The organism is Nocardia acididurans, assembly GCF_016741815.1.
GTDB classification, from domain to species: Bacteria; Actinomycetota; Actinomycetes; order Mycobacteriales; family Mycobacteriaceae; genus Nocardia; species Nocardia acididurans.
The window spans coordinates 508,983-528,240 of sequence record NZ_JAERRJ010000005.1 but is presented as its reverse complement, the minus strand read 5'-3'; the positions used below and the strand labels follow the sequence as shown (position 1 = coordinate 528,240).

Sequence of the window (19,258 nt, the reverse complement as noted above, 5' to 3'; positions counted from 1 at the left end):
TACCTTTCTCACCACGAATACAGCGGTTGTATACGCACCGGTATTCGCAAGCGGCGCAGCGGCGTCGCCGAAGATCGTGAGTGAGAAGGGTCCGCCCCCATGCAAGATTCCCTCGGCCGAGATCGCGCTCGGCGTCTGATCAAGGCGATCACCATCCCCACCGCGCTGGCGCTCTCCGTGGCGCTGGTGTCCGGATGTGGTTCCAAGGACAGTGATCCCGCGGGTTCGGCCGCCAAGTCCTGCGTCGACACGTCGGCGAGCACCATCAAGGTCGGCTCCCTGCACTCGCTCACCGGCACCATGGCCATCTCCGAGGTGACCGTCGCCAACTCCACCAAGCTCGCGGTGGATCAGATCAACGCGGCCGGCGGCGTGCTGGGCAAGAAGATCGAACTGGTGCTCGAGGACGGCGCGTCCGACCCGAAGACCTTCGCCGAGAAGGCCGAGAAGCTCATCAGCTCCGACTGTGTCGCAGCGGTTTTCGGTGGCTGGACGTCGTCGAGCCGCAAGGCCATGAAGCCCAAGTTCGAGAACCTGAACTCGCTGCTCTACTACCCCGTCCAGTACGAGGGCCTGGAAGACTCCAAGAACATCTTCTACACCGGCGCCACCACCAACCAGCAGATCATCCCGGCCCTGGACTACCTGAAGCAGAAGGGCATCACCAGCCTCTACCTGGTGGGCTCGGACTACGTCTTCCCGCAGACCGCCAACCGCGAGATCAAGGCGTACGCCAAGGCCAACGGTATCGAGATCAAGGGTGAGGACCTGGCTCCGCTGGGCTCCACCGACTTCTCCACCATCGTCAACAAGGTCCGCAACTCCAAGGCGGGCGCGGTGTTCAACACCCTCAACGGCGACTCCAATGTCGCGTTCTTCCGTGAGTACGCCAACGCGGGCCTGAAAGCCGCTGACATGCCGGTGGTTTCGGTGTCCATCGCCGAGGAGGAGGTCGCGGGCATCGGCGTGCAGAACATCGTCGGCCAGCTGACCGCCTGGAACTACTACCAGACCGTCGACACCCCGGTGAACAAGAAGTTCGTCGCCGACTACAAGGCCGCCTTCGGCGCCGAGAAGCCCACCTCCGACCCGATGGAAGCCGCCTACGCCTCGGTCTACCTGTGGAAGAACACCGTCGAGAAGGCGAAGTCCTTCGCGGTGGCCGACATTCAGGCCGCGGCCGACGGCGTCAGCTTCGAGGCCCCCGAGGGCACCGTCACCATCGACGGCTCCAACCACCACATCACCAAGACCGCGCGCATCGGCGAGATCCGTGCCGACGGCCTCATCTACACGGTGTGGGATTCCGGCAAGGCCGTGGTGCCGGACCCGTACCTGAAGTCCTACGAATGGGCTGCCGGGCTCAAGTAATCCAGGAAAGCCGATGAGGGGCGGCCGGTGCGGGACGGGGACTCCCGCACCGGCCGTACGGCACACGACACAGAGGTATTCACAATGGAAGTCGCTGTCGGACAGCTGTTCACGGGCTTGAGCCTCGGCTCGATCCTGCTGCTCGCCGCTCTGGGCCTGTCACTGACCTTCGGTCAGATGGGCGTGGTCAATATGGCGCACGGCGAATTCATCATGGCCGGGTGCTACACCACATTCGTTGTGCAGCAGGTGGTCTCGTCGACCGGGGTGGCACTGATCATCTCGCTGTTCGCCGGCTTCATCGTCGGTGGGCTGTTGGGCGCGGCCCTCGAGGCCGGGCTCATCCGCTGGATGTACGACCGGCCGCTGGACACGCTGCTGGTCACCTTCGGCGTCGGATTGATACTCCAGCAGGCCACGCGCGACATCTTCGACGCGCAAGCCAAGCAGGTGGACATTCCGCAGTGGCTCACCGGCGGTATCGAGATCGCGGGCACCGTGGTGCCCAAGACCCGCATCTTCATCATGGTGCTGGCGGTGGCCGCTGTGGTCGCGCTCGCCGCCGCACTCAAGGCGACGCCCATGGGACGCCGGATCCGGGCCGTGGTGCAGAACCGCAGTCTGGCCGAAACCTCGGGCATATCTTCCCGTTTCACCGATCTCAGCACGTTCTTCATCGGATCCGGGCTCGCGGCCGTGGCCGGTGTGGCGCTCACACTGATCGGCTCCACCAGCCCGACCATCGGGCAGAGCTATCTGGTCGACGCCTTCCTGGTGGTGGTCATCGGCGGGCTCGGGCAGATCAAGGGCACCGTCATCGCGGCCTTCGGTATGGGCCTGCTGAATTCGTTCGTCGAGTACTCGACCACCGCGTCGGTCGCCAAGGTGATCGTGTTCGTGGTGATCGTGATCTTCCTGCAGGTGCGCCCGCAGGGCCTGTTCACCGTCCGCACCCGGAGCCTGGCATGAGCACTCTCCAGCGTTTGAACGCCAACTCTTCTCTGAAAGCCCTGGGCGGCTTCGCGATTGCCGCCGTCATCCTGTTCGGCGTCGCGCCCGCGATGCTCAGCGATTTCCGGCTCAGCCTGCTGGCGAAGTTCCTGTGCTTCGCCATCGTGGCCGTCGGCATCGGCCTGGCCTGGGGGCGGGGCGGCATGCTCACCCTCGGGCAGGGCGTGTTCTTCGGACTCGGCGCGTACATCATGGCCATGCACATGCAGATGGCCGATGCCGCCAAGGCGGGCGACGACGTGCCGGAGTTCATGGTGATCTCCGGCATCGACGAATTGCCGTCCTACTGGCAGCCTTTCGAATCGCCGCTGGTGGCGATTCTCGGAATTCTGGTGCTGCCCGCGCTGCTGGCGCTCATTCTGGGGTTCGGCGTGTTCAAGCGCCGGGTCAAGGGCGCGTACTTCGCCATCCTGAGTCAGGCGCTGGCCGCGGCGCTGGCGATCCTGCTCACGGGACAGCAGAGCATCGGCGGGTTCACCGGGCTCAGCGACTTCCGGTCCTTCTTCGGTTACCGGCTCGACGATCCGATCAATCGGCGGATGCTGTTCTTCATCGCGGCGGGCGCGCTGCTGGCGGTGGTGGCCATCGCGCGTCAGCTCATGCACAGCCGGTACGGGGAACTGCTTGTCGCCGTGCGTGATCAGGAGGAGCGGGTGCGCTTCCTCGGCTACGACCCGGCCAACATCAAGATCGTCGCGTATGTGGTGGCGGCGTTCTTCGCGGGTATCGCGGGTGCGCTGTTCACCCCGATCGTCGGCATCATCTCCCCCGCGGACATCGGCGTGGTGCCGTCCATCGCCTTCCTGATCGGCGTCGCGATCGGCGGGCGCACAACGCTTCTCGGCCCGGTGCTCGGCGCGATCGGCGTGGCCTGGGCGCAGACCGCGTTCTCGGAGGAGTTCCCCTCCGGCTGGGTGTACTTCCAGGGCGCGCTGTTCATCGTCGTCGTCGGCTTCATCCCCGCCGGGCTGGCCGGATTCGGCGTGCTGGGCAAGCAGCTGCTGGAGCGCGTCCGGCCCGCCAAGCCCGAGACACCCACTCCCGCCGCGGGATTGACGGCCGCCGAAGCAATCACCGCCTCGGTGATGACCACCGGCGACCCGGTGCCGGAGAAGTCCGCGGACGAGCCCGACGAAGAGAAGGTGGAAGCACGATGAGCGAGGTATACCTCGAAATCCGCGGCCTCTCCGTGAGTTTCGACGGCTTCAAGGCCGTCACCGATGTGGATCTGACGGTGCTGCAGGGCGATCTGCGGTTCCTCATCGGTCCCAACGGCGCGGGCAAGACCACGCTGATCGACGCCATCACCGGGCTGGTGCCCGCCACCGGCTCGGCGCAGAAGTCCGGCGACGAGCTGATCGGCAAGAAGGTGCATCAGATCGCGCGGCTCGGCGTGGGCCGAACCTTCCAGACCGCCAGCGTTTTCGAACAGCTCACGGTGCTGCAGAACCTCGATATCGCGGCCGGAGCCGGGCGGTCCGCCCTCACCCTGCTGCGCAAACGTAAGTCCGTGCTGCCCGCCATCGAGGAAGCGCTCGAGATCACCGGCCTCACCGCCCTGCGCGACAAACCCGCCGGCATCCTCGCGCACGGCCAGAAGCAGTGGCTGGAGATCGGCATGCTGCTGGTGCAGAACGCCTCCGTGCTGCTGCTCGACGAACCCGTCGCCGGGATGAGCGCCGAGGAACGCGAGGAAACCGGAAACCTGCTGCGCCGCATCGGCGACAAGCGCGTGGTGATCGTGGTCGAACACGATATGGATTTCATGCGTGCCTTCGCCTCCTCGGTCACCGTGCTCGCGGGCGGCAGGGTGCTCAGCGAGGGCACCGTCGAACAGGTGCAGGCCGACCCCAAGGTGCAGGAGGTCTACCTCGGCACCGCGGCCGCGGGCGAACTGCCGCCGAGCACCGAGGAACTGGAGAGCGCCGATGCTTGAAATCACCGAGCTACACACGGGTTACGGGCGAACCGAGGTCATTCACGGTGTGTCCCTGACGGTTCCGGATGACGGCGTCGCCGCCATCATGGGCCACAACGGAGCGGGCAAGACCTCGCTGCTGCGTGCGGCCGTCGGCCTGCTGCCCGCCAAATCGGGCCGAATCGTGTTCAACGGCACCGAGATCACCAAGATGTCGCCGTCCAAGCGGGTCAAGCACGGCATCGCCTATGTGCCGCAGGGGCAGCAGTCCTTCCAGCAGCTGTCCACCATGGAGAACCTGCAGGTCGTGGCGGACGGGCGCAAACGCGGGAAGGAACTCGTCGCCGAAGCGCTGGACCTGTTCCCGGCGCTGAAGGACCTGCTCACCCGCAAGGCGGGCCTGCTCTCCGGCGGTCAGCGTCAGCAGCTGGCCATCGCCCGCGCGCTCATCACCGAACCGAAGCTGCTCATCCTGGACGAGCCGACCGAGGGCATCCAGCCCTCGGTGGTCGCCGAAATCGAGCGCACCATCATCGAACTCACCAATCGCGGTGGCCTGAGCGTGCTGCTGGTCGAGCAGCACATCGGCTTCGCGCTGCAGGCCGCCCAGCAGTACTACGTGCTGCAGTCGGGCCGGATCACCTCGTCCGGTGCGGGCGGCGCGGGCGCCGAATCCGCTGTCCGGCTGGCGATGGCCATCTGACCGGGCGCGCCGACATGGCACACAGGGGGCGTATCCCGCTGTCGGACAGGGTGTATCGGGCCCTGCAGCGGGATCTGGCGGCGGGGGTGCTGGTGCCCACCGAACGGCTCGGCGAGGAACGCCTCGCCGAGACCTACGGCGTCTCGCGCACCCCGGTGCGCGAGGCCCTGGCCCGGCTGCTCGCCGACGGCCTGGTCGAACGCCACTCCGACGGGCTCTACCCCTACCGGCCCCGCGTGGAGGAGCTGGCCGACCTCTACGAGCTCCGAATTCTGCTGGAGGCCCATGGGATACAGCGGCAACGCGGCGTCGGCGACCCGGCCCGCGACGGCGCCGACGTCGAGCGGTGCACTGCCGAGAACACGACGGCGGCAACGGGTTCCGCCCCGCACGATCGGGATCTGGTGCGCGCCGAGCTGGCCACCTGGCGGCATCTGCGTGAGCATCCGCCGGAGCCCGGTGCCGCGCTGATCGCCGCCGACGAGCGGTTCCACTCCGCTCTTCTCACGGCCTCCGGCAATACCGCTCTGGCCGAGGCACTCGGCACCGTGCACGCCCGCGTGCGGCCGGTGCGGGCGCTGGATATACCTACCCCGGACCGCATCTCGACCATGACCGACGACCACATCAGCATTGCGGAGCAGCTGCTCGCCGGTGACCTCGAGAAAGCGCTGAACGCGCTGATCGCGCACATCGCCACCTCGCGTGATCATGTGCTGGCGCGTGCTGAACATGCGCTGCGGTTGACCAAACTGGCTCGCGCCCTGCGTGACTGACAGTCGGTACTGGCAGTGACTCAGACGGGCTGTTAGCGTGGCCCCATGGTGTCAGAGCAGCCACGCATCGCACCCGGCCGCCTTCGCGAGCTGGGACCTGTCAATTGGGTCGTCTGGCAGGTGCTTTCACGCGCCGCGGGCACCGACGACGCTCATCTGTTCAGCACGCTGGGACAGGCCAAGGGCATCTTCCGGGGGTGGCTGCACTACTCCGGACGACTGATGCCCGGCGGGAAGCTGCGCCGGTACGAGACCGAGCTGGTGATCCTGCGGGTGGCGCATCTGCGGCAGTGTCAGTACGAGATGGACCACCACATCCGGCTCGGGAAGCGGGCGGGCGTGACCCAGGAGATTCTGGAGCGCGTGCGCAGCGGGCCGGGCGCGCCCGGCTGGTCGGCCAAGGAACAGGCGCTGCTCGCCGCCGTCGACGAGCTCGTCACCACGCGCGACCTCTCCGACGACGCGTGGAAGTCGCTGTCCGAGCAGTTCAGCGAGCCGAAGCTGATCGAGATCGTGCTGCTGGTCAACCAGTACGAGGGACTGGCCAGCACCATCACCGCGCTGCGCATCCAGCCCGATCACTGACAGCGCCGCGTCATCGCGGAGCACGTCACCCCCGTCGTCCCGGCGTGGAACGACGGGAGGGTCAGGCACGGAATTTGCGGATGCCGCGGAAGGGCTCGGTCGGGGCGGCGGCGAGCAGGGCGTTCTCGTCGGCACTGTCGCCGACGATGCGGGCGTGCAGGTGCATGTCGTGCCAGCCGTCCTCGTGGAATCCGGCGCTGCGGTTCACGGCTTCGAGGCGGAAGCCGGATTTGAGCGCGACGCGGCAGGATTGCGGGTTGTGCACCGAATGGCGCAGTTCGAGGCGGTGGAAACCGGCCTGCTGGAAGGCCCAGTCGGTGAGCGCGTTCACCGCGCGCGGTGCGATGCCCCGGCCGCGCACCCCCGGCACCACCCAATAGGCGACCGCCGCCAGACCCTGCGACGGCACCATGTACTGCAGGGACGCCCGCCCCACGATCCGCCCCGAACGGCTATCGGCCACAGCCCAATTGGCGTCCAGGCCACCGCTCCACGCGCCTGCCCACGACTGCACCCACTCGTCGGCCTCCGACTCCGAATCCGCGGTGCGCACATGCCAGCGGCGGATCGCCGGGTCCTGGAACGCGGCGAACACTTCCGGGGCGTCGCGGCGCAGCCACGGCCGCAGCACCAGACCGTCGCCGGCCGGGATCACCGGCTGCGCCGCCCGGGTGAACATCTCGGTGGCAACGATTGCCGGGGTGGATCTCGGCATAGCTGAAATTCTGCTCCTGCATCGTCACCGCCGCCCGAGAATGCCGATCGGCTCCAGCCGAATCTGCAGGCGGGCGGTGTCCTCCCACTGACTGAAGCGAATCTGCAGCACCCTGAAGGTGCCGCGAACGCCTATGGTCGGCCACTCGCCGGGGTCACCCGGCAGGTGCGCCTTGTCCACGAAACCCGGAATCGGAATGCCGATGTCGACCAGGATGCCGGTCTGCCCCGGCCCCCACGGCAGCGCCTCGACCGTGCCGGTCACCCGGGAGCCCTCCGGCAGCGGGCCGCCCTCGCACGGTGTGAAGTTGCGCTGCACGACCGCGTGGTTCCAGGCGTGGTCGAACTCGTCGGAGGTGACTTCCGTGGCGTCCGACGGCGGTTCGGCCTCGACCGCGGGATCGCCGCGCAGCGCCTCGTACACCCATGCCCCGCTGTCGCCGAATCGGGAACGCACGCTGAGGAATTCGGTGATCGAGGCGGCGGCGACGGCGGCGCCGGGATAGTCGCTGCGCTCGGGACGCAGCTGCGGGGGCAGCGGATCCGGTGCGGCGCTGTCGAATTCGATGCGGCGCAGGATCGCTCCCTTGTCGGACATCTCCAGCCAATGCTGGACGCCATGTCCCTGGAAACGCACCCACCGCACCGACACAAGGCTACTCGGGCTCGGCCGTTCGCGACGACTTCCAGTGTGACGACCATCACGATGCAATCGCCCGGGAATTTCCATACAAAGTATAGCGTACTACGTATAGAGATTGATCGCCGCCGTAGGAGGGCCCATGAAAATCACCGCTTCCGCTCTGTCGCTGAACGTCGCCGACCCGACCGCCTCGGCGAAGTTCCTCATCGACCACTTCGGCTTCGCCGAGCAGATGGCCGCCGACGGCTTCGTCTCGCTCGCCCGCGAGGACGCCGGATTCAATGTCATCTACCTGCGCACGGGCCTGTCGACCTTCAAGCCCGAACGGATCGCGGGCGCAGCCGGCCAGGGCACGCTGGTGGTATTCGTGGTCGAGGACATCGACGCCGAATACGAGCGCGTACGAGCCGAGGGCGTGCCGATCGTGACGGAGATCGAAACCGAGTCGTGGGGTGAGCGCTACTTCCAGACCGTCGATCCGAACGGGATCATCATCCAGCTGGTGCAGTGGGTCTGACCGATCCGCACGCGAAAAGCGATGGGCGGCAGGGCGTTCACCCTGCCGCCCATCGAGTGCGCCGCCCTGATCAGGCGAGTGCGGCGCGGAACACCTCGACCGCCTGAGTCGAGGGACGGCCGAGGATCTTCTGCAGGTCACCGCTGGTGACATCCAGAATGCCGTCGGCGATTCCGCTGTCGGCGTCAGCGAGGGCCTGGGCGTAACCCGCGGGCAGACCGGCGGCTTCCAGGGCGGCGGCGTAGTCGGCCTGCGGCAGGTTCTCGTAACGCACCGGCTTACCGGCGGCGGTCGAAATCGCCTGCGCCAGATCGGCATAGGTGAGGTGCTCGTCGCCGCCCAGCTCGTAGACCTGCCCGGCGTGGCCGTCGGTGGTCAGCACCTTGGCGGCCGCCTCGGCGTAGTCGGCGCGGGCCGCGCCGGAGACCCGGCCGGTTCCGGCCGCGCCGTGCAGCACGCCTGATTCGACGGCGTGCGGCAGGCCGCCGAGGTAGTTCTCCCAGTACCAGCTGTTGCGCAGCACCACATTCGGCACGGACGCGTCGGCCAGGACCTGCTCGGTGCCCCAGTGCTCCTGCGCGAGGATGAGCGGATTGCGCTCGGCGTGCGGGATGCTGATGTAGGCCAGCAATTCGACACCCGCCCGCTCGGCGGCGCGAATCACATTGGTGTGCTGGGCGACCCGCTGCCCGAATTCGGTGCCCGAGACCAGCAGCACGCGATCCACACCGGCGAAGGCGCGGTCCAGGGCCTCCGGCTCGTCGTAGCTCGCCTGCCGCACGTCGACACCCTTGGCGGCCAGATCCGCCGCCTTCGCGGGGTCGCGGACCACGGCCACCACGTCCGCGCCCTCCTTCAGCAGGGCCTCCACGGCGAGACGGCCGAACTGTCCGCTGGCTCCGGTTACCGCGACGGTCATGACTTCCTCCAGGTAGTTAAGGGAATGAACTGCACCTTCTGCGTGTACTAACTAATAGTAAGTACCAGCTATTCCCGCACCATCGCAACCGGGACGGATAACCTAGACCCATGACCACGCGGCCTCTTTCTCCACAAATCCCGGGTCCCGACCCGGCCGAGGACCCCGAGGCCATTGCCGCCGATCACGCCGACCCCACCCTTGAAGCCGACGTCTTCGCCCGCAACTGCCTCTCCCGCCCGGTCCTCGGCAATGTCGCCAGCCGCTGGGGCGTGCTCGCCCTGGTCGCGCTCCGCGCGGGCCCCTACCGGTTCAGCGCCCTGCGCCGCCGCGTCGACGGCATCAGCGAGCGCATGCTCTCCCAGACCCTGCAGGCCCTGGAACGCGACGGCATGATCAACCGCGAAGTCCAGACGTCGATCCCGCCGCACGTCGAATACACCCTCACCGATCTGGGGGCACAGGTCGCCTACCACCTGGCCGACCTCATCGACGTGCTGGAATCCAATATCGGGAAGATCCAAGCCGCCCAGGCGAACTACCACCGAGACTGAGGAGCGCGATGTCGGACCTGCGGTATCTGGAGCGCTGCATCGAATTGGCAAGCGAGGCACTGGACGCCGGTGACGAGCCGTTCGGATCCGTCCTGGTCGCGGCGGACGGCACCATCCTCGCCGAGGACCGCAACCGGGTGGCGGGCGGGGATCACACGCGGCATCCGGAATTCGAGCTGGCGCGTTGGGCCGCAGCGCATCTCACGCCCGAGGAGCGCGCGAAAGCCACCGTCTACACCTCCGGTGAGCACTGCCCCATGTGCTCGGCGGCGCACGCCTGGGTCGGGCTCGGCCCGATCGTCTACGCCGCCTCCACCGAACAGTTCACCGCCTGGCTCGCGGAATTCGGTGTCGCACCCGGACCGGTGAGCCCGCTCCCGATTCAGCAGGTCGCACCGAATGTGCCTGTCACAGGACCGTTTCCGGAGCTGACCGATCGGGTGTACGCGCTGCACCGCCGGATGTACCTGGGCTGATCGCCCGCACCGGGGTCAGCGCCAGCAGTATTGGTTCTGCTGCTCGATCGGGAAGAACAGCTCGTGGCCGGAGTACAGGCGCACGCGCACTCCGCCGGGCTCCCAGCCCACCGCGCTGATCACCGGCGGGTCATCGCCGTTGTCGAAGACGAAGCCATGGCCGTACCCCATGCCCGCCTCGCAGCCCACGTACACCTGATAATTCAGGTGTCGCTTGAACAGCCCGCTCTTCTGCTCGACGATGCCGACACTGTTCACGGCATAGCTGACGGCGGAATCCGCGGGCCGCGGAATCTGCTGATGATCGGTCACATCGAGGATGATGTCGTCCACGAACCAGAGGCCGCAGCCGATCAGCAGCGTGGCGAGGCAACCCACCAGCGCACTCAGCAGAAAACGCGAAAACGGCCCGAGGCCAGTGGATTTCGCTGGCATCGGGCCGTTCACACGGCTCAGGCTATCACCCCGGACACTTTGGGGAACCCATGAGAAACCCCACAGAGTTGGGCGGCCTCAGAAGTTGATCATGTGGCCGGCGAGGCCGTGGATCGCTTCCTGCAGCGCCTCCGACAGGGTCGGATGGGTGTGCACGTTGCGGGCCAGCTCGTTGACCGTGAGATCCCACTTCTGGGCCAGAGTCAGCTCCGGCAGCAGCTCGGAGACGTCGGGGCCGATCAGGTGGCCGCCGATGAGTTCGCCGTACTTGGCGTCCGAGATCAGCTTCACGAAGCCGGTGGCGTCGCCGAGGCCGTGCGCCTTGCCGTTCGCGGTGAACGGGAAGGTGGCGACCTTGACGTCGTAGCCCTCGTCCTTGGCCTGCTGCTCGGTGAGGCCGAAGGAGGCGACCTGCGGCTGGCAGAAGGTGGCGCGCGGCATCATGCGGTAGTCGCCGAGGGCCATGGTCTCCGCGCCCGCGATGGTCTCCGCGGCCACGACGCCCTGCGCCTCCGCCACGTGGGCGAGCTGCAGCTTGGCGGTGACGTCACCGATGGCGTAGATGCCGTCGACATTGGTGCGCATGTAGTCGTCGATGGCGATGGCGCCGCGATCGGTCAGCTGCACGCCGGTGTTCTCCAGACCGTAGCCGTCCACGCGGGGCGCGAAGCCGACGGCCTGCAGCACCTTGTCGACGGTGACCGTCTCGATCGAACCGGACTTGTTGTCCTTGATCGCGACGGTGACCTTGGAGCCGTCGTCGTCGATGGACTGCACGGCCGCACCCGTGGTGATGGTGATGCCGAGCTTCTTGTACGCCTTGGTGATCTCCTTGGACACGTCGGCGTCCTCGTTCGGCAGCGCGCGATCCAGGAACTCCACGATGCGCACGTCCACGCCGTAGTTCTTGAGGACGTAGGCGAACTCCATGCCGATCGCGCCCGCGCCGACCACCAGGATCGAGCCCGGCAGGTCGCGGGTGAGGATCTGCTCCTCGTAGGTCACCACATTCGCCGACAGCGAGGTGCCCGGCAGCAGCTTGGTGACGGTGCCGGTCGCGATGATCACGTTGTCGAACGTGATCTCCTCGGTGCCGCCCTTGGTCAGCTCGACCGAGAGCGCCTTGGGACCGGTGAAGGTGCCCTTGCCGTCGAACTCGTCGATCTTGTTCTTCTTCATCAGGAAGTGGACGCCCTTGACGCGGCCGTCCGCCACCTTGCGGCTGCGATCGAACGCCGCGCCGAAGTCGAAGCTCGCCTGCCCGGAAATACCGAACGTCTTGGCTTCCTTGGTGAAAATATGGGCCAATTCCGCGTTACGCAGCAGCGCCTTGGACGGAATGCACCCGACGTTCAGGCACACGCCACCCCAGTATTTCTGCTCGACGATCGCTGTTCGCAGGCCGAGTTGAGCGGCACGGATCGCGGCGACGTAACCGCCGGGACCAGCGCCGAGAACGACGACATCGTAGTGGGAAGTCACGGTGTCGAGACTAGCCCCGTTTCGGATCACGCACTCAGCCATCCCCCCGCTCGGTGAGATCAGGCCTGGCCGGTCTCGAATCGGCTGATCAGACCATCCCGCACCGTGAACCGCCACGCCGTCCGCATCGCACCCCAGCGATCATTGCTGTAATCGGCCACGAACTCCGTCGGACTGGCCACCGACTCGACCTTCATCCGCCCATTGGTCTCGAAGATCTCCGAGTCCGTCCACTGGGCGAGATTCCGCTCGTTCCCGTCATCGGACATGCTGGCGTCCTCGGTCAGGGTGGCGAAGAAGGCCGACGAATCATGTGCGTTCACCGCGTCCACGAACTTCTGCACGGTGCGATCGAGTTGAGTCATCCGATTCCCTCTCGATTCCGATGGAGATGAGCAGGGTGGAACAACCCGATCGAGTCTAGCGGCTCGGCCGGAGGCGAGAGTCGGCGAAATAAGTGTCACGGATTGCGACGCGGACGGTCGCGGCGTCGGCCTGGTCACGCTGCCCGATTCGGTCCACCACCTCGGACAGGCGCCAGATGTTCGACGGGACAAGCCGCCCGGAGGTGACCGCACCGAGCGCGACGTGCGCGGCCTCATCCGGCTTGCCCGCGGCAACCAGGGCCAGGCCGAGATCGATACTCGCCGTGAGGATTCGGCGCGGCCGGGTCGGAGTTGCCGAGGTGAGGTCGGCGAGTACGTGCCGGGCGTGAGACTCGGCCGCCGGGTCGCCGAGCCATGCGAGTGTGGTGGCGACGTAGGCATCCGATTTCGCGGGGTCGTACTGGAAGTGATGCTCCGGCCGGTCGGGCGAGCCCATACCGGAAACCAAGCTTGCGACCCGACGCAATGCGAAATGAGTACCGGCCGGATCGCCGAGTCTGGCCAGCGCCCGGCCCTCCTGCGCGGTCGCCTGAATGTAGGCCGATGAATCACGCGGCGCGGCGTCCTGTGCCGCACGCGAAAGTTCCACCGCGGCAACGAAATCACCGCTGATCAACTTCTGCCAGGCTCGGGTTTCGAGAATCCACGCCGCGATCTCCCGATGCTCCGCCTCTGCCGCGATTCCCTTCGCCACTCCGAGCCGCGCGTCGGCGGCCCGCAACTCGCCGAGATCGATATGACAGGTGCTCGCGAGCACCGACAGCCATCCCACCGCAACAACAAGGCGTCGATGCTGCGCGAGCGTTGTCTTCCCGTCCAGCATGCGCCCGGCGAGCCGGAGGTGCTGCGCGACCTCGACGAGCAGTTCGCCTGGCGCGGTGTTCGTATAAGCCGACGCGAGATCGTCGACCCTGCGCTCCAGCCCTTCGAGGACGCCGCCGCCGACATCCGACGAGGAGACTCGCTGCGCCCATGCGAGCGCCTCGAGCTCGCCGTCCGTGCGGCCGTCGGTGAGAATCGCGTCAGGGCCGAGCACCCTCTCATACGCGGCAACAATCTCGGGAAGCGCCGGTCGTGTCCCCTTCTCGACCATGCTCAGATACGAAGGCGTGTAATTCGTCTGGCGCGCCACTTCGCGCAGGCCGATGCCAGCAACCTCACGCGCGCTTTTCAACATTGCCCCGAGTTCCATGGTCCCCTCGTCCCAGAGACTCTGTGAACAGTCTGTCAACACCGTAGCCGGGGCCATGCACCCCGCACAGCCTTACCGTCAGAGTTACATCCGACACCGGAGTCCTCAATCTCTGGTCCTGCGAGCTCGGCGACGGATGCCTCCATCCATACCGGGGACTTGGAGACACGACATGGAAATCATCCTGGCAATAACGCTTCTCGCGCTGGTGGTCGTTGCTGGAATATCCGCGCCACTACGCACGAGCCCCACTGCGCAGCACTGGCACGGCGCGACCGTCGACCAGATCCGCACACGGCTGGAATCCGAGTCCCGTCACTCGAAATCCCAAGGGGGTGCGACATGGCGCTGACTGAACGGGAGGCGAAAGTGCTCGGCATTCTCTGCCCGCTCGAACCCACGGAAGCGTTGACTGCCAGCGAAATTCGCGCACAGTCGGGACTTGCGCACACGACGACGATTCGAGCACTCGCCCGCCTGGAACGAGGCGGATTCGCCCACCGGAACTACCGGAGCCCGGCGGCGTGGCGAGCCACCGACAGGGGGCGACTCGTTGCACGGGCAGCCGTGTACCAGGAGTATTCGACGGAGGGGGCGTGATGGGGTTCGAGGGACACGCTCGGCCGACCAGCCACCGGGCGATAGGCTTCGTCAGACGCGATCTGCCCCAACGAGTTTGGCGAGACGATGAATCCGGACTTCATCGGATAGCGGCACGACTCGATCTCGACCTGACCGCCATCGCCTATCGAAACACCCAGCTCGACGATGACGCGATAGAACAGCTTCTCGAACTCGTCGCACTGGCGGACGCGGAGCTGATTCTGGTACCGCACTCAGACCACGTGGGCGGATGCAATATCCAGGCCATCGCCGAAGTCGTCGACATCTACTGCACCGAGGGCGCGAAGCGGATCACCATCCACAGCTACGAGGACGGCGAGCTCGAAGGAACCATCAAAGTCGTGGATACCGACGAAGCCGCAATCCGATGTCAGCCGCGCCCGCGACCGCACCCGTAGGCTCGTGCTGTGACCGACCAGAGAGCAGCCGACAACGCGGCCATAGTCACCGCGGTACAGAACCTGCACACCGACCTCGCCGCCTGGCTGGGCACAGAGGCTTCATACGAAGTACTCGAACGCTTTGCCGCAGCACAACATCCGGACCTCACAATGGTGAGCACCGACGGCTCGATCGTCGCGCGCGAACCCCTCCTGGCCGGGTTGCGCGAAGCGCGGAACGCGGTTCCCGGACTTCGAATCGAGATCGACGAGCTCATCGAATTGAACCGCGTGAGCGACACGGTAGTGATCCGCTTCCGCGAAACCCACCACACCCCCGCCGAAACCACGGCCCGCCGCGTAACCGCCGTCCTACTCACCGCCCCCGACGGCTACCTCTGGCAATCCGTCCACGAAACCGCAATCCCCTGACCATCCAGGAAGTCGACCAAAGCCCGCACATGGCTGGCGATTTCACTGTCATCTGATATTCATCCGGGCAGTTCGAACGCACTATTCTGCCGATTACAGGATGTCGAGGCCGCAGACCAGCCGCGCGGACCGGTTCCGCGGAGTCCCACTTGTGGAATCGGTTCCGCTCGAGATATCAATCCATCAGCCCCAAAGCCTCTTCAACCAGACCATTGGTCAGGGCGAAGACCACCACGCCCCCGCAGGCGGGTCGGATCCGCAGTCAGCGGCCCGACCAGCCCTTGGTCTAGTGGATCCGCTATCGAGCTTTGCTGGGCTCGGTCTGTTAGGTCTCGAACCTGGACCGCAGGCTCTGCCAGAGCATTCGGTAGCAAGCACCGGCTGGGCCCCGGAAGTATGCTCTGTCGGACTTCGGCAACCACGCGAGCAAGCTTCGTCGGAGCTTGCTCGAGATTGTCGGATTGAGACGTTCGTCATCGACATCGTAGACGTCGAACCAGACTAGTAAGTTTGGTACGTCAGGTGCGATGGCAGCGACGCACGCCCGGAAATCTTCCTCGATTCGCGGTGCCCACAGCCAGCCACGGCTGATGATGATGGAGTCGTACGACAGGCCGTACACGATCCACGGGAAGTCGCTGGATTTTTTGTTTTCGCGGCAGTAGGTCTCGACCTCGCCCTCAAGCTCATGCTCGAAAAAGTCGTCGAGCGCCAGTTTGACAGCGTCGGCTTGCTCGCGGTTGCTGAGATACAGGCGGAACTGGACATCGAGGTTCACTGACACGGGCAGAAGGCTAGTCGGGTGACCAGCTCATCGAGTACGTCGGGACGGGCTCAGCTTGTCCCCTCGGGTTGATCTTGCTGTACCTGCTCGCCGAGACCTGCCAGCATGCCGGGCAAGTGGACGTCCTGCGCGAATCTCGACGGACGGGTCGGCTTACGGTCGGACAGTCAAAATATGGTGCCCGGCGATACGGCGTTCTGGGCGAAACTCGAGGCCATCACGCTGGGATTCCGCTGGCAAACTGCTGAACCAATGCACTGTCATGCCGCTGGTCGCGCTGACCGAACCGGCCGGCCTGGGGCAGCCGAAAGATCTACGGTCCGAGTCCGGCGGATCGCCTGGCCGAACTCGGACCATATTGCCGAATCCTGTGCGTACACCAGCCGGTTGAGTCGACTCATGTTCTCAGACGTTTGTGTGATACAAACGTCTGACACATATGTATCAGCCGCTCTTGGTGAAGGGCCGAACGAAAGAAGCGCCATGAGTCGTCGCCACCTCGCGCTGGGCATACCGCTCCTCCTTCTCGTCGTCGCCGCGGTGCTGGCGGTGCTCGGTTCGCTGCGCGATTCGCACATCGTGACCGTCACCCGGGTGACCGAGGCGGACCCCGATGTCATGTGGGAGCTGTGGAGCGATGTGCCCGCGCGTACCGAATGGGATCGCGGTCTGCAGTACATCGATATCGACGGACCGTTCCAGGCGGGTACATCGGGCACTGTCAAGGTCGAGGGACAGGACCCGGTGCGATACGAAATCGTCGAGGTGACACCGAAAGTGAGCTTCACCGACCGATTCCAGAGCCTGCTCTGGACCCATACCGACTGGCACCACACCATCGAACACCGAGCGGACGGTCGCTACGAGGTCACATGGCGTCTGGAGACCCGAGGGCCGCTGTCGCTGATCTCCTTGCCCGTACTGAAGAACATCTTCGGTGAGGAAGTGCCCACAGCGGTAACCGAATTCGTCCAACTGGCCGAAAGCAGAAGCCGACCGTGAGCATGCTGGAACGTCTCGAACTGGAGGCATTTCTCACCCTCGCCGAGGAACTGCACTTCGGCAGGACGGCGGCACGACTGAACGTCTCGACCGCACGCGTCAGCCAGGTGATCCGAAAACTGGAGCGCCGCATAGACGCACCACTGTTCGAACGCAACAATCGAACCGTCGGGCTCACCCCACTGGGCAAGAAACTGCGTGACGAGCTACGGCCCGCCTACGATCACATCATGGCCAGCGTCCTCGCGGCAAGGCAGGCAGGAGGGGCCGACAGTACGATCACGGTGGGGTTCTCCACGCCCTGGTGCGGGAATCTGGTTGCGCGGGCGGCGGAGCTCTTTCGAAGCCGGTTCCCGAACATCACTGTCGAGATCGAGGAGATCCCGCTCACCGACCCACTCGGCCGCATGCGTTCAGGCTCAGTGGATCTGCAACTCAGCGAGTTCCCCATCGCCGAACCCGACATCACCACAGGACCGATCATCTACTCCGAACCACGCGGATTGCTCATGTCCCGGCTGCATCCGTTCGCCGAACGCGACACGGTCTCGGTGGAGGACTTGGCCGGCACAACACTGATCACCATCGCCGACGAACTCGTCCCCCGATACTGGATGGACCACCACTTTCCACAGCGCACCCCCACAGGCCGGCCGATCCCCCACGGACCCACCACGAACTTCTGCGCCGAAGTGCTGGTCCACACCAGGCAGGGCACCGCCGTCAGCGCCATCGCATTGCAGGCCGGAGCCCTTCTCGACTGGCCACAAACCGTCGTCATACCCCTGCACGACGCACCCCCGATCGACTACGGCCTCCTGTGGCCGACCGCGGGAAGGAACCCCCTCGTGAAACCGTTCGCCGAAACGATCACCGAAGCCGCAAAATGCGATGACGCCGGCCAGCGCCGAGCGTCGCTCCGCAATGCATAGTCGAGACCTGAACCAACCACCGAACGCACTACTCTGCCGCTTACAAGCCTGTTCGGACCGGCCGATCCGCGGCAGATGTGATCGGAGACATGTCTGCTTCGGAGGACCGTTGCTGGCTGACCGAAATAGTCTCGGGCTGGGAGGTGGTCAGGGTGATTGGTCACGAACGAGGTGTCATCGCCTCTGAGGTGCAGGAGATTCTCAACTACTTCGGCAAATGCCCCATCTGCAGGCATCCAGCTCGCGCGTGGCACATCACCGCAGAGTTCGACGACAACCGCGTCGAGAGCCAAGATGTCGCCGAGTGCGGCGGTTGGTGCGGATGGAAGGGCCCAGTGCGACCGGTCGCGATGACCCACGGCGCATTGGTGCTGACCAAGGAGCGCAAGGAGATTAGAGCGACGACCCCGGGGTTGCCGTCGGCCTGAGACCGAACATCCTGCATTGCCGCATATCGCGCTGACCGAAGCGGCCGGCGCGGGGTATCGGAAGATCAACTGGCTGCGTCGATCTGAGCGCCGGCGAACGTATTGATCTGCTGGTGAGCGGAAATTGAGCGCTATGTCGGGTCAGAGGGCGAACCAGGCAGTGGTGGTCCAGTTCGGGGTCTCACCGGGGATGAGTTGGAGGTGGAAGTCTGGGCCGTCGTGTGTCCTGCTGAGTTCGGGTTCTGTGAGTTGGCTGATGGTGCGCGCGTAGTTGCCGTTGGGCAGGTCGATGGCGGAGCCGTACCAGTCCTGGTGCGTCGATGCGTTGGTTCTCGAATTGGCAGTCGTCGTGAGGTTTTCGTGGTTCACGACGATCTGCTCCCCTTTGGTTACGGTGAGGGGGCCGATGGTTTGCCGGGCGATCGGGAACTGTGGGTCGACCGGTGAGGCGGACACGTCGATCCGCCAGTCTCCCTCACTGCCTGTCCCCACTCAAGTGGTGATCCACCAGTCAAGAGGGTTGTCGTCTTCGTCGTAGACGTTGCCGTACCCCCACACGCAGCCGTGCTCGGTCGCCCATCCTTCGATCGCATCCTGGATCGCGACGAAACCGGCTGTGACCGGCACCGTGATCACGATGAATCGTCGGTCGGACGGCATCTCGACCACTCCGCCTAGCCGGTCGAATGCCGCAGTGAGTGTTCTGATCCCGACGTCGGAAGGTGGCGAACTCTTCGGGTAGGCCCTCAGGCAGAGGTTTCCACCGCGGCGCAGTACTTCGAAACGGCCGTCGTCGAACACTCGAAGGTGGTCTCCGGCGGCAAAATCGTAGGTCAGGGCGGGGCTGCCGAGAATCTCATAGTCGTTGTGTTCCAGGAGCTTTGCGGGCAGTACTTCGTAGACAGGTTCGCCGGCGGCGTTTGCGCCGGCGATCACCTGGACGTGTGTACTGCCGCAGGCGCTCTGGTCATCGGACATGTATGGATCCTGGCAC

General features: G+C 65.6%; 25 protein-coding genes. 15 read left to right on the top strand and 10 right to left on the bottom strand.

The features are described 5' to 3' along the window. Positions 1 to 99: 99 nt before the first annotated feature. From urtA to JK358_RS15685, 7 genes are all read left to right on the top strand, one after another. On the top strand, positions 100 to 1,371 hold the full coding sequence (gene urtA / locus JK358_RS15715; RefSeq protein WP_201948273.1) for an urea ABC transporter substrate-binding protein: 1,272 nt from the start codon (positions 100 to 102) through the stop codon (positions 1,369 to 1,371). Between the two features lie 84 nt (positions 1,372 to 1,455). Further along, positions 1,456 to 2,340 (top strand): urea ABC transporter permease subunit UrtB, encoded by an 885-nt coding sequence (urtB, locus tag JK358_RS15710; RefSeq protein WP_201948270.1) that lies wholly within the window; start codon positions 1,456 to 1,458, stop codon positions 2,338 to 2,340. Further along, positions 2,337 to 3,539, top strand: coding sequence for an urea ABC transporter permease subunit UrtC (gene urtC / locus JK358_RS15705; protein ID WP_201948268.1), 1,203 nt, complete (start codon positions 2,337 to 2,339; stop codon positions 3,537 to 3,539). Before urtB ends, urtC begins: the two co-directional genes overlap by 4 nt. Continuing rightward, positions 3,536 to 4,318, top strand: coding sequence for an urea ABC transporter ATP-binding protein UrtD (gene urtD / locus JK358_RS15700; RefSeq protein WP_201948265.1), 783 nt, complete (start codon positions 3,536 to 3,538; stop codon positions 4,316 to 4,318). The genes urtC and urtD overlap by 4 nt, the downstream gene beginning before the upstream one ends. Next, positions 4,311 to 5,003, top strand: coding sequence for an urea ABC transporter ATP-binding subunit UrtE (gene urtE, locus JK358_RS15695; RefSeq protein WP_201948263.1), 693 nt, complete (start codon positions 4,311 to 4,313; stop codon positions 5,001 to 5,003). Before urtD ends, urtE begins: the two co-directional genes overlap by 8 nt. A 14-nt stretch (positions 5,004 to 5,017) precedes the next feature. After that, positions 5,018 to 5,779, top strand: a complete 762-nt coding sequence (locus tag JK358_RS15690) for a GntR family transcriptional regulator (protein WP_201948261.1) — start codon at positions 5,018 to 5,020, stop codon at positions 5,777 to 5,779. Between the two features lie 45 nt (positions 5,780 to 5,824). Then, a complete protein-coding gene (locus JK358_RS15685) occupies positions 5,825 to 6,364 on the top strand; it encodes a carboxymuconolactone decarboxylase family protein (RefSeq protein WP_201948259.1) in 540 nt (179 codons plus the stop codon). A gap of 61 nt (positions 6,365 to 6,425) precedes the next feature. Here the strand turns inward: JK358_RS15685 and JK358_RS15680 are convergent, their stop codons facing one another. Then, positions 6,426 to 7,079 carry a GNAT family N-acetyltransferase gene (locus JK358_RS15680; RefSeq protein WP_232851296.1) on the bottom strand — a complete coding sequence of 218 codons (654 nt, stop codon included), beginning with the start codon at positions 7,077 to 7,079 and terminating at the stop codon, positions 6,426 to 6,428. 24 nt (positions 7,080 to 7,103) lie between these two features. After that, the gene (locus JK358_RS15675; RefSeq protein ID WP_201948257.1) at positions 7,104 to 7,724 is read right to left on the bottom strand and encodes a hypothetical protein; all 621 of its coding nucleotides are present in this window, start codon (positions 7,722 to 7,724) and stop codon (positions 7,104 to 7,106) included. Between the two features lie 136 nt (positions 7,725 to 7,860). On the opposite strand from JK358_RS15675, the gene JK358_RS15670 reads away from it, so the two are divergent. Then, entirely contained in the window at positions 7,861 to 8,238 is a 378-nt protein-coding gene (locus JK358_RS15670; protein ID WP_201948255.1) for a VOC family protein, read from the top strand. Positions 8,239 to 8,308: 70 nt separating this feature from the next. On the opposite strand, the gene JK358_RS15665 is transcribed toward JK358_RS15670, so the two are convergent. Next, positions 8,309 to 9,157, bottom strand: coding sequence for an SDR family oxidoreductase (locus tag JK358_RS15665; protein WP_201948251.1), 849 nt, complete (start codon positions 9,155 to 9,157; stop codon positions 8,309 to 8,311). Positions 9,158 to 9,267: 110 nt separating this feature from the next. On the opposite strand from JK358_RS15665, the gene JK358_RS15660 reads away from it, so the two are divergent. Together JK358_RS15660 and JK358_RS15655 are read left to right on the top strand one after the other, a co-directional pair. Further along, complete coding sequence (locus JK358_RS15660) at positions 9,268 to 9,711, top strand: winged helix-turn-helix transcriptional regulator (protein ID WP_201948248.1); 444 nt, start codon at positions 9,268 to 9,270, stop codon at positions 9,709 to 9,711. An 8-nt stretch (positions 9,712 to 9,719) separates the two neighbouring features. Beyond that, positions 9,720 to 10,187 carry a nucleoside deaminase gene (locus JK358_RS15655; RefSeq protein WP_201948246.1) on the top strand — a complete coding sequence of 156 codons (468 nt, stop codon included), beginning with the start codon at positions 9,720 to 9,722 and terminating at the stop codon, positions 10,185 to 10,187. A 15-nt stretch (positions 10,188 to 10,202) separates the two neighbouring features. On the opposite strand, the gene JK358_RS15650 is transcribed toward JK358_RS15655, so the two are convergent. The 4 genes from JK358_RS15650 to JK358_RS15635 form a co-directional block, all read right to left on the bottom strand. Further along, positions 10,203 to 10,634, bottom strand: coding sequence for a hypothetical protein (locus tag JK358_RS15650; RefSeq protein ID WP_201948244.1), 432 nt, complete (start codon positions 10,632 to 10,634; stop codon positions 10,203 to 10,205). A 66-nt stretch (positions 10,635 to 10,700) separates the two neighbouring features. After that, entirely contained in the window at positions 10,701 to 12,104 is a 1,404-nt protein-coding gene (gene lpdA / locus JK358_RS15645; protein WP_201948241.1) for a dihydrolipoyl dehydrogenase, read from the bottom strand. Between the two features lie 59 nt (positions 12,105 to 12,163). After that, entirely contained in the window at positions 12,164 to 12,469 is a 306-nt protein-coding gene (locus JK358_RS15640) for a nuclear transport factor 2-like protein (protein WP_201948239.1), read from the bottom strand. A 55-nt stretch (positions 12,470 to 12,524) separates the two neighbouring features. Continuing rightward, positions 12,525 to 13,739, bottom strand: a complete 1,215-nt coding sequence (locus tag JK358_RS15635; RefSeq protein WP_232851294.1) for a helix-turn-helix domain-containing protein — start codon at positions 13,737 to 13,739, stop codon at positions 12,525 to 12,527. 542 nt (positions 13,740 to 14,281) lie between these two features. Here JK358_RS15635 and JK358_RS15630 point away from each other — a divergent pair. Together JK358_RS15630 and JK358_RS15625 are read left to right on the top strand one after the other, a co-directional pair. Beyond that, a complete protein-coding gene (locus tag JK358_RS15630; protein ID WP_201948236.1) occupies positions 14,282 to 14,704 on the top strand; it encodes a hypothetical protein in 423 nt (140 codons plus the stop codon). Positions 14,705 to 14,713: 9 nt separating this feature from the next. After that, the gene (locus tag JK358_RS15625; protein WP_201948235.1) at positions 14,714 to 15,118 is read left to right on the top strand and encodes a hypothetical protein; all 405 of its coding nucleotides are present in this window, start codon (positions 14,714 to 14,716) and stop codon (positions 15,116 to 15,118) included. Positions 15,119 to 15,443: 325 nt separating this feature from the next. Here JK358_RS15625 and JK358_RS15620 read toward each other — a convergent pair whose 3' ends face one another. Further along, positions 15,444 to 15,902 (bottom strand): hypothetical protein, encoded by a 459-nt coding sequence (locus JK358_RS15620; RefSeq protein WP_201948232.1) that lies wholly within the window; start codon positions 15,900 to 15,902, stop codon positions 15,444 to 15,446. A 483-nt stretch (positions 15,903 to 16,385) separates the two neighbouring features. Between JK358_RS15620 and JK358_RS15610 the strand changes: the two genes are divergently transcribed. From JK358_RS15610 to JK358_RS15600, 3 genes are all read left to right on the top strand, one after another. Next, a complete protein-coding gene (locus tag JK358_RS15610) occupies positions 16,386 to 16,904 on the top strand; it encodes an SRPBCC family protein (RefSeq protein WP_201948228.1) in 519 nt (172 codons plus the stop codon). A 2-nt stretch (positions 16,905 to 16,906) separates the two neighbouring features. Beyond that, on the top strand, positions 16,907 to 17,836 hold the full coding sequence (locus JK358_RS15605) for a LysR family transcriptional regulator (protein WP_201948442.1): 930 nt from the start codon (positions 16,907 to 16,909) through the stop codon (positions 17,834 to 17,836). Positions 17,837 to 17,925: 89 nt separating this feature from the next. Beyond that, a complete protein-coding gene (locus JK358_RS15600) occupies positions 17,926 to 18,264 on the top strand; it encodes a hypothetical protein (protein ID WP_201948226.1) in 339 nt (112 codons plus the stop codon). Between the two features lie 141 nt (positions 18,265 to 18,405). On the opposite strand, the gene JK358_RS15595 is transcribed toward JK358_RS15600, so the two are convergent. Together JK358_RS15595 and JK358_RS15590 are read right to left on the bottom strand one after the other, a co-directional pair. Beyond that, positions 18,406 to 18,720 carry a hypothetical protein gene (locus tag JK358_RS15595; protein ID WP_201948223.1) on the bottom strand — a complete coding sequence of 105 codons (315 nt, stop codon included), beginning with the start codon at positions 18,718 to 18,720 and terminating at the stop codon, positions 18,406 to 18,408. 36 nt (positions 18,721 to 18,756) lie between these two features. After that, a complete protein-coding gene (locus tag JK358_RS15590; protein ID WP_201948221.1) occupies positions 18,757 to 19,242 on the bottom strand; it encodes a DUF4265 domain-containing protein in 486 nt (161 codons plus the stop codon). Positions 19,243 to 19,258 lie beyond the last annotated feature (16 nt).

Bases quoted from the DNA above. Each gene is read 5' to 3' on its own strand.
- urtA (WP_201948273.1), top strand. From the start codon at position 100: ATGCAAGATTCCCTCGGCCGAGATCGCGCTCGGCGTCTGATCAAGGCG.
- urtB (WP_201948270.1), top strand. From the start codon at position 1,456: ATGGAAGTCGCTGTCGGACAGCTGTTCACGGGCTTGAGCCTCGGCTCG.
- urtC (WP_201948268.1), top strand. From the start codon at position 2,337: ATGAGCACTCTCCAGCGTTTGAACGCCAACTCTTCTCTGAAAGCCCTG.
- urtD (WP_201948265.1), top strand. From the start codon at position 3,536: ATGAGCGAGGTATACCTCGAAATCCGCGGCCTCTCCGTGAGTTTCGAC.
- urtE (WP_201948263.1), top strand. From the start codon at position 4,311: ATGCTTGAAATCACCGAGCTACACACGGGTTACGGGCGAACCGAGGTC.
- JK358_RS15690 (WP_201948261.1), top strand. From the start codon at position 5,018: ATGGCACACAGGGGGCGTATCCCGCTGTCGGACAGGGTGTATCGGGCC.
- JK358_RS15685 (WP_201948259.1), top strand. From the start codon at position 5,825: ATGGTGTCAGAGCAGCCACGCATCGCACCCGGCCGCCTTCGCGAGCTG.
- JK358_RS15680 (WP_232851296.1), bottom strand. From the start codon at position 7,079: ATGCCGAGATCCACCCCGGCAATCGTTGCCACCGAGATGTTCACCCGG.
- JK358_RS15670 (WP_201948255.1), top strand. From the start codon at position 7,861: ATGAAAATCACCGCTTCCGCTCTGTCGCTGAACGTCGCCGACCCGACC.
- JK358_RS15665 (WP_201948251.1), bottom strand. From the start codon at position 9,157: ATGACCGTCGCGGTAACCGGAGCCAGCGGACAGTTCGGCCGTCTCGCC.
- JK358_RS15660 (WP_201948248.1), top strand. From the start codon at position 9,268: ATGACCACGCGGCCTCTTTCTCCACAAATCCCGGGTCCCGACCCGGCC.
- JK358_RS15655 (WP_201948246.1), top strand. From the start codon at position 9,720: ATGTCGGACCTGCGGTATCTGGAGCGCTGCATCGAATTGGCAAGCGAG.
- JK358_RS15640 (WP_201948239.1), bottom strand. From the start codon at position 12,469: ATGACTCAACTCGATCGCACCGTGCAGAAGTTCGTGGACGCGGTGAAC.
- JK358_RS15635 (WP_232851294.1), bottom strand. From the start codon at position 13,739: ATGGCCCCGGCTACGGTGTTGACAGACTGTTCACAGAGTCTCTGGGAC.
- JK358_RS15630 (WP_201948236.1), top strand. From the start codon at position 14,282: ATGGGGTTCGAGGGACACGCTCGGCCGACCAGCCACCGGGCGATAGGC.
- JK358_RS15610 (WP_201948228.1), top strand. From the start codon at position 16,386: ATGAGTCGTCGCCACCTCGCGCTGGGCATACCGCTCCTCCTTCTCGTC.
- JK358_RS15605 (WP_201948442.1), top strand. From the start codon at position 16,907: ATGCTGGAACGTCTCGAACTGGAGGCATTTCTCACCCTCGCCGAGGAA.
- JK358_RS15600 (WP_201948226.1), top strand. From the start codon at position 17,926: ATGTCTGCTTCGGAGGACCGTTGCTGGCTGACCGAAATAGTCTCGGGC.
- JK358_RS15590 (WP_201948221.1), bottom strand. From the start codon at position 19,242: ATGTCCGATGACCAGAGCGCCTGCGGCAGTACACACGTCCAGGTGATC.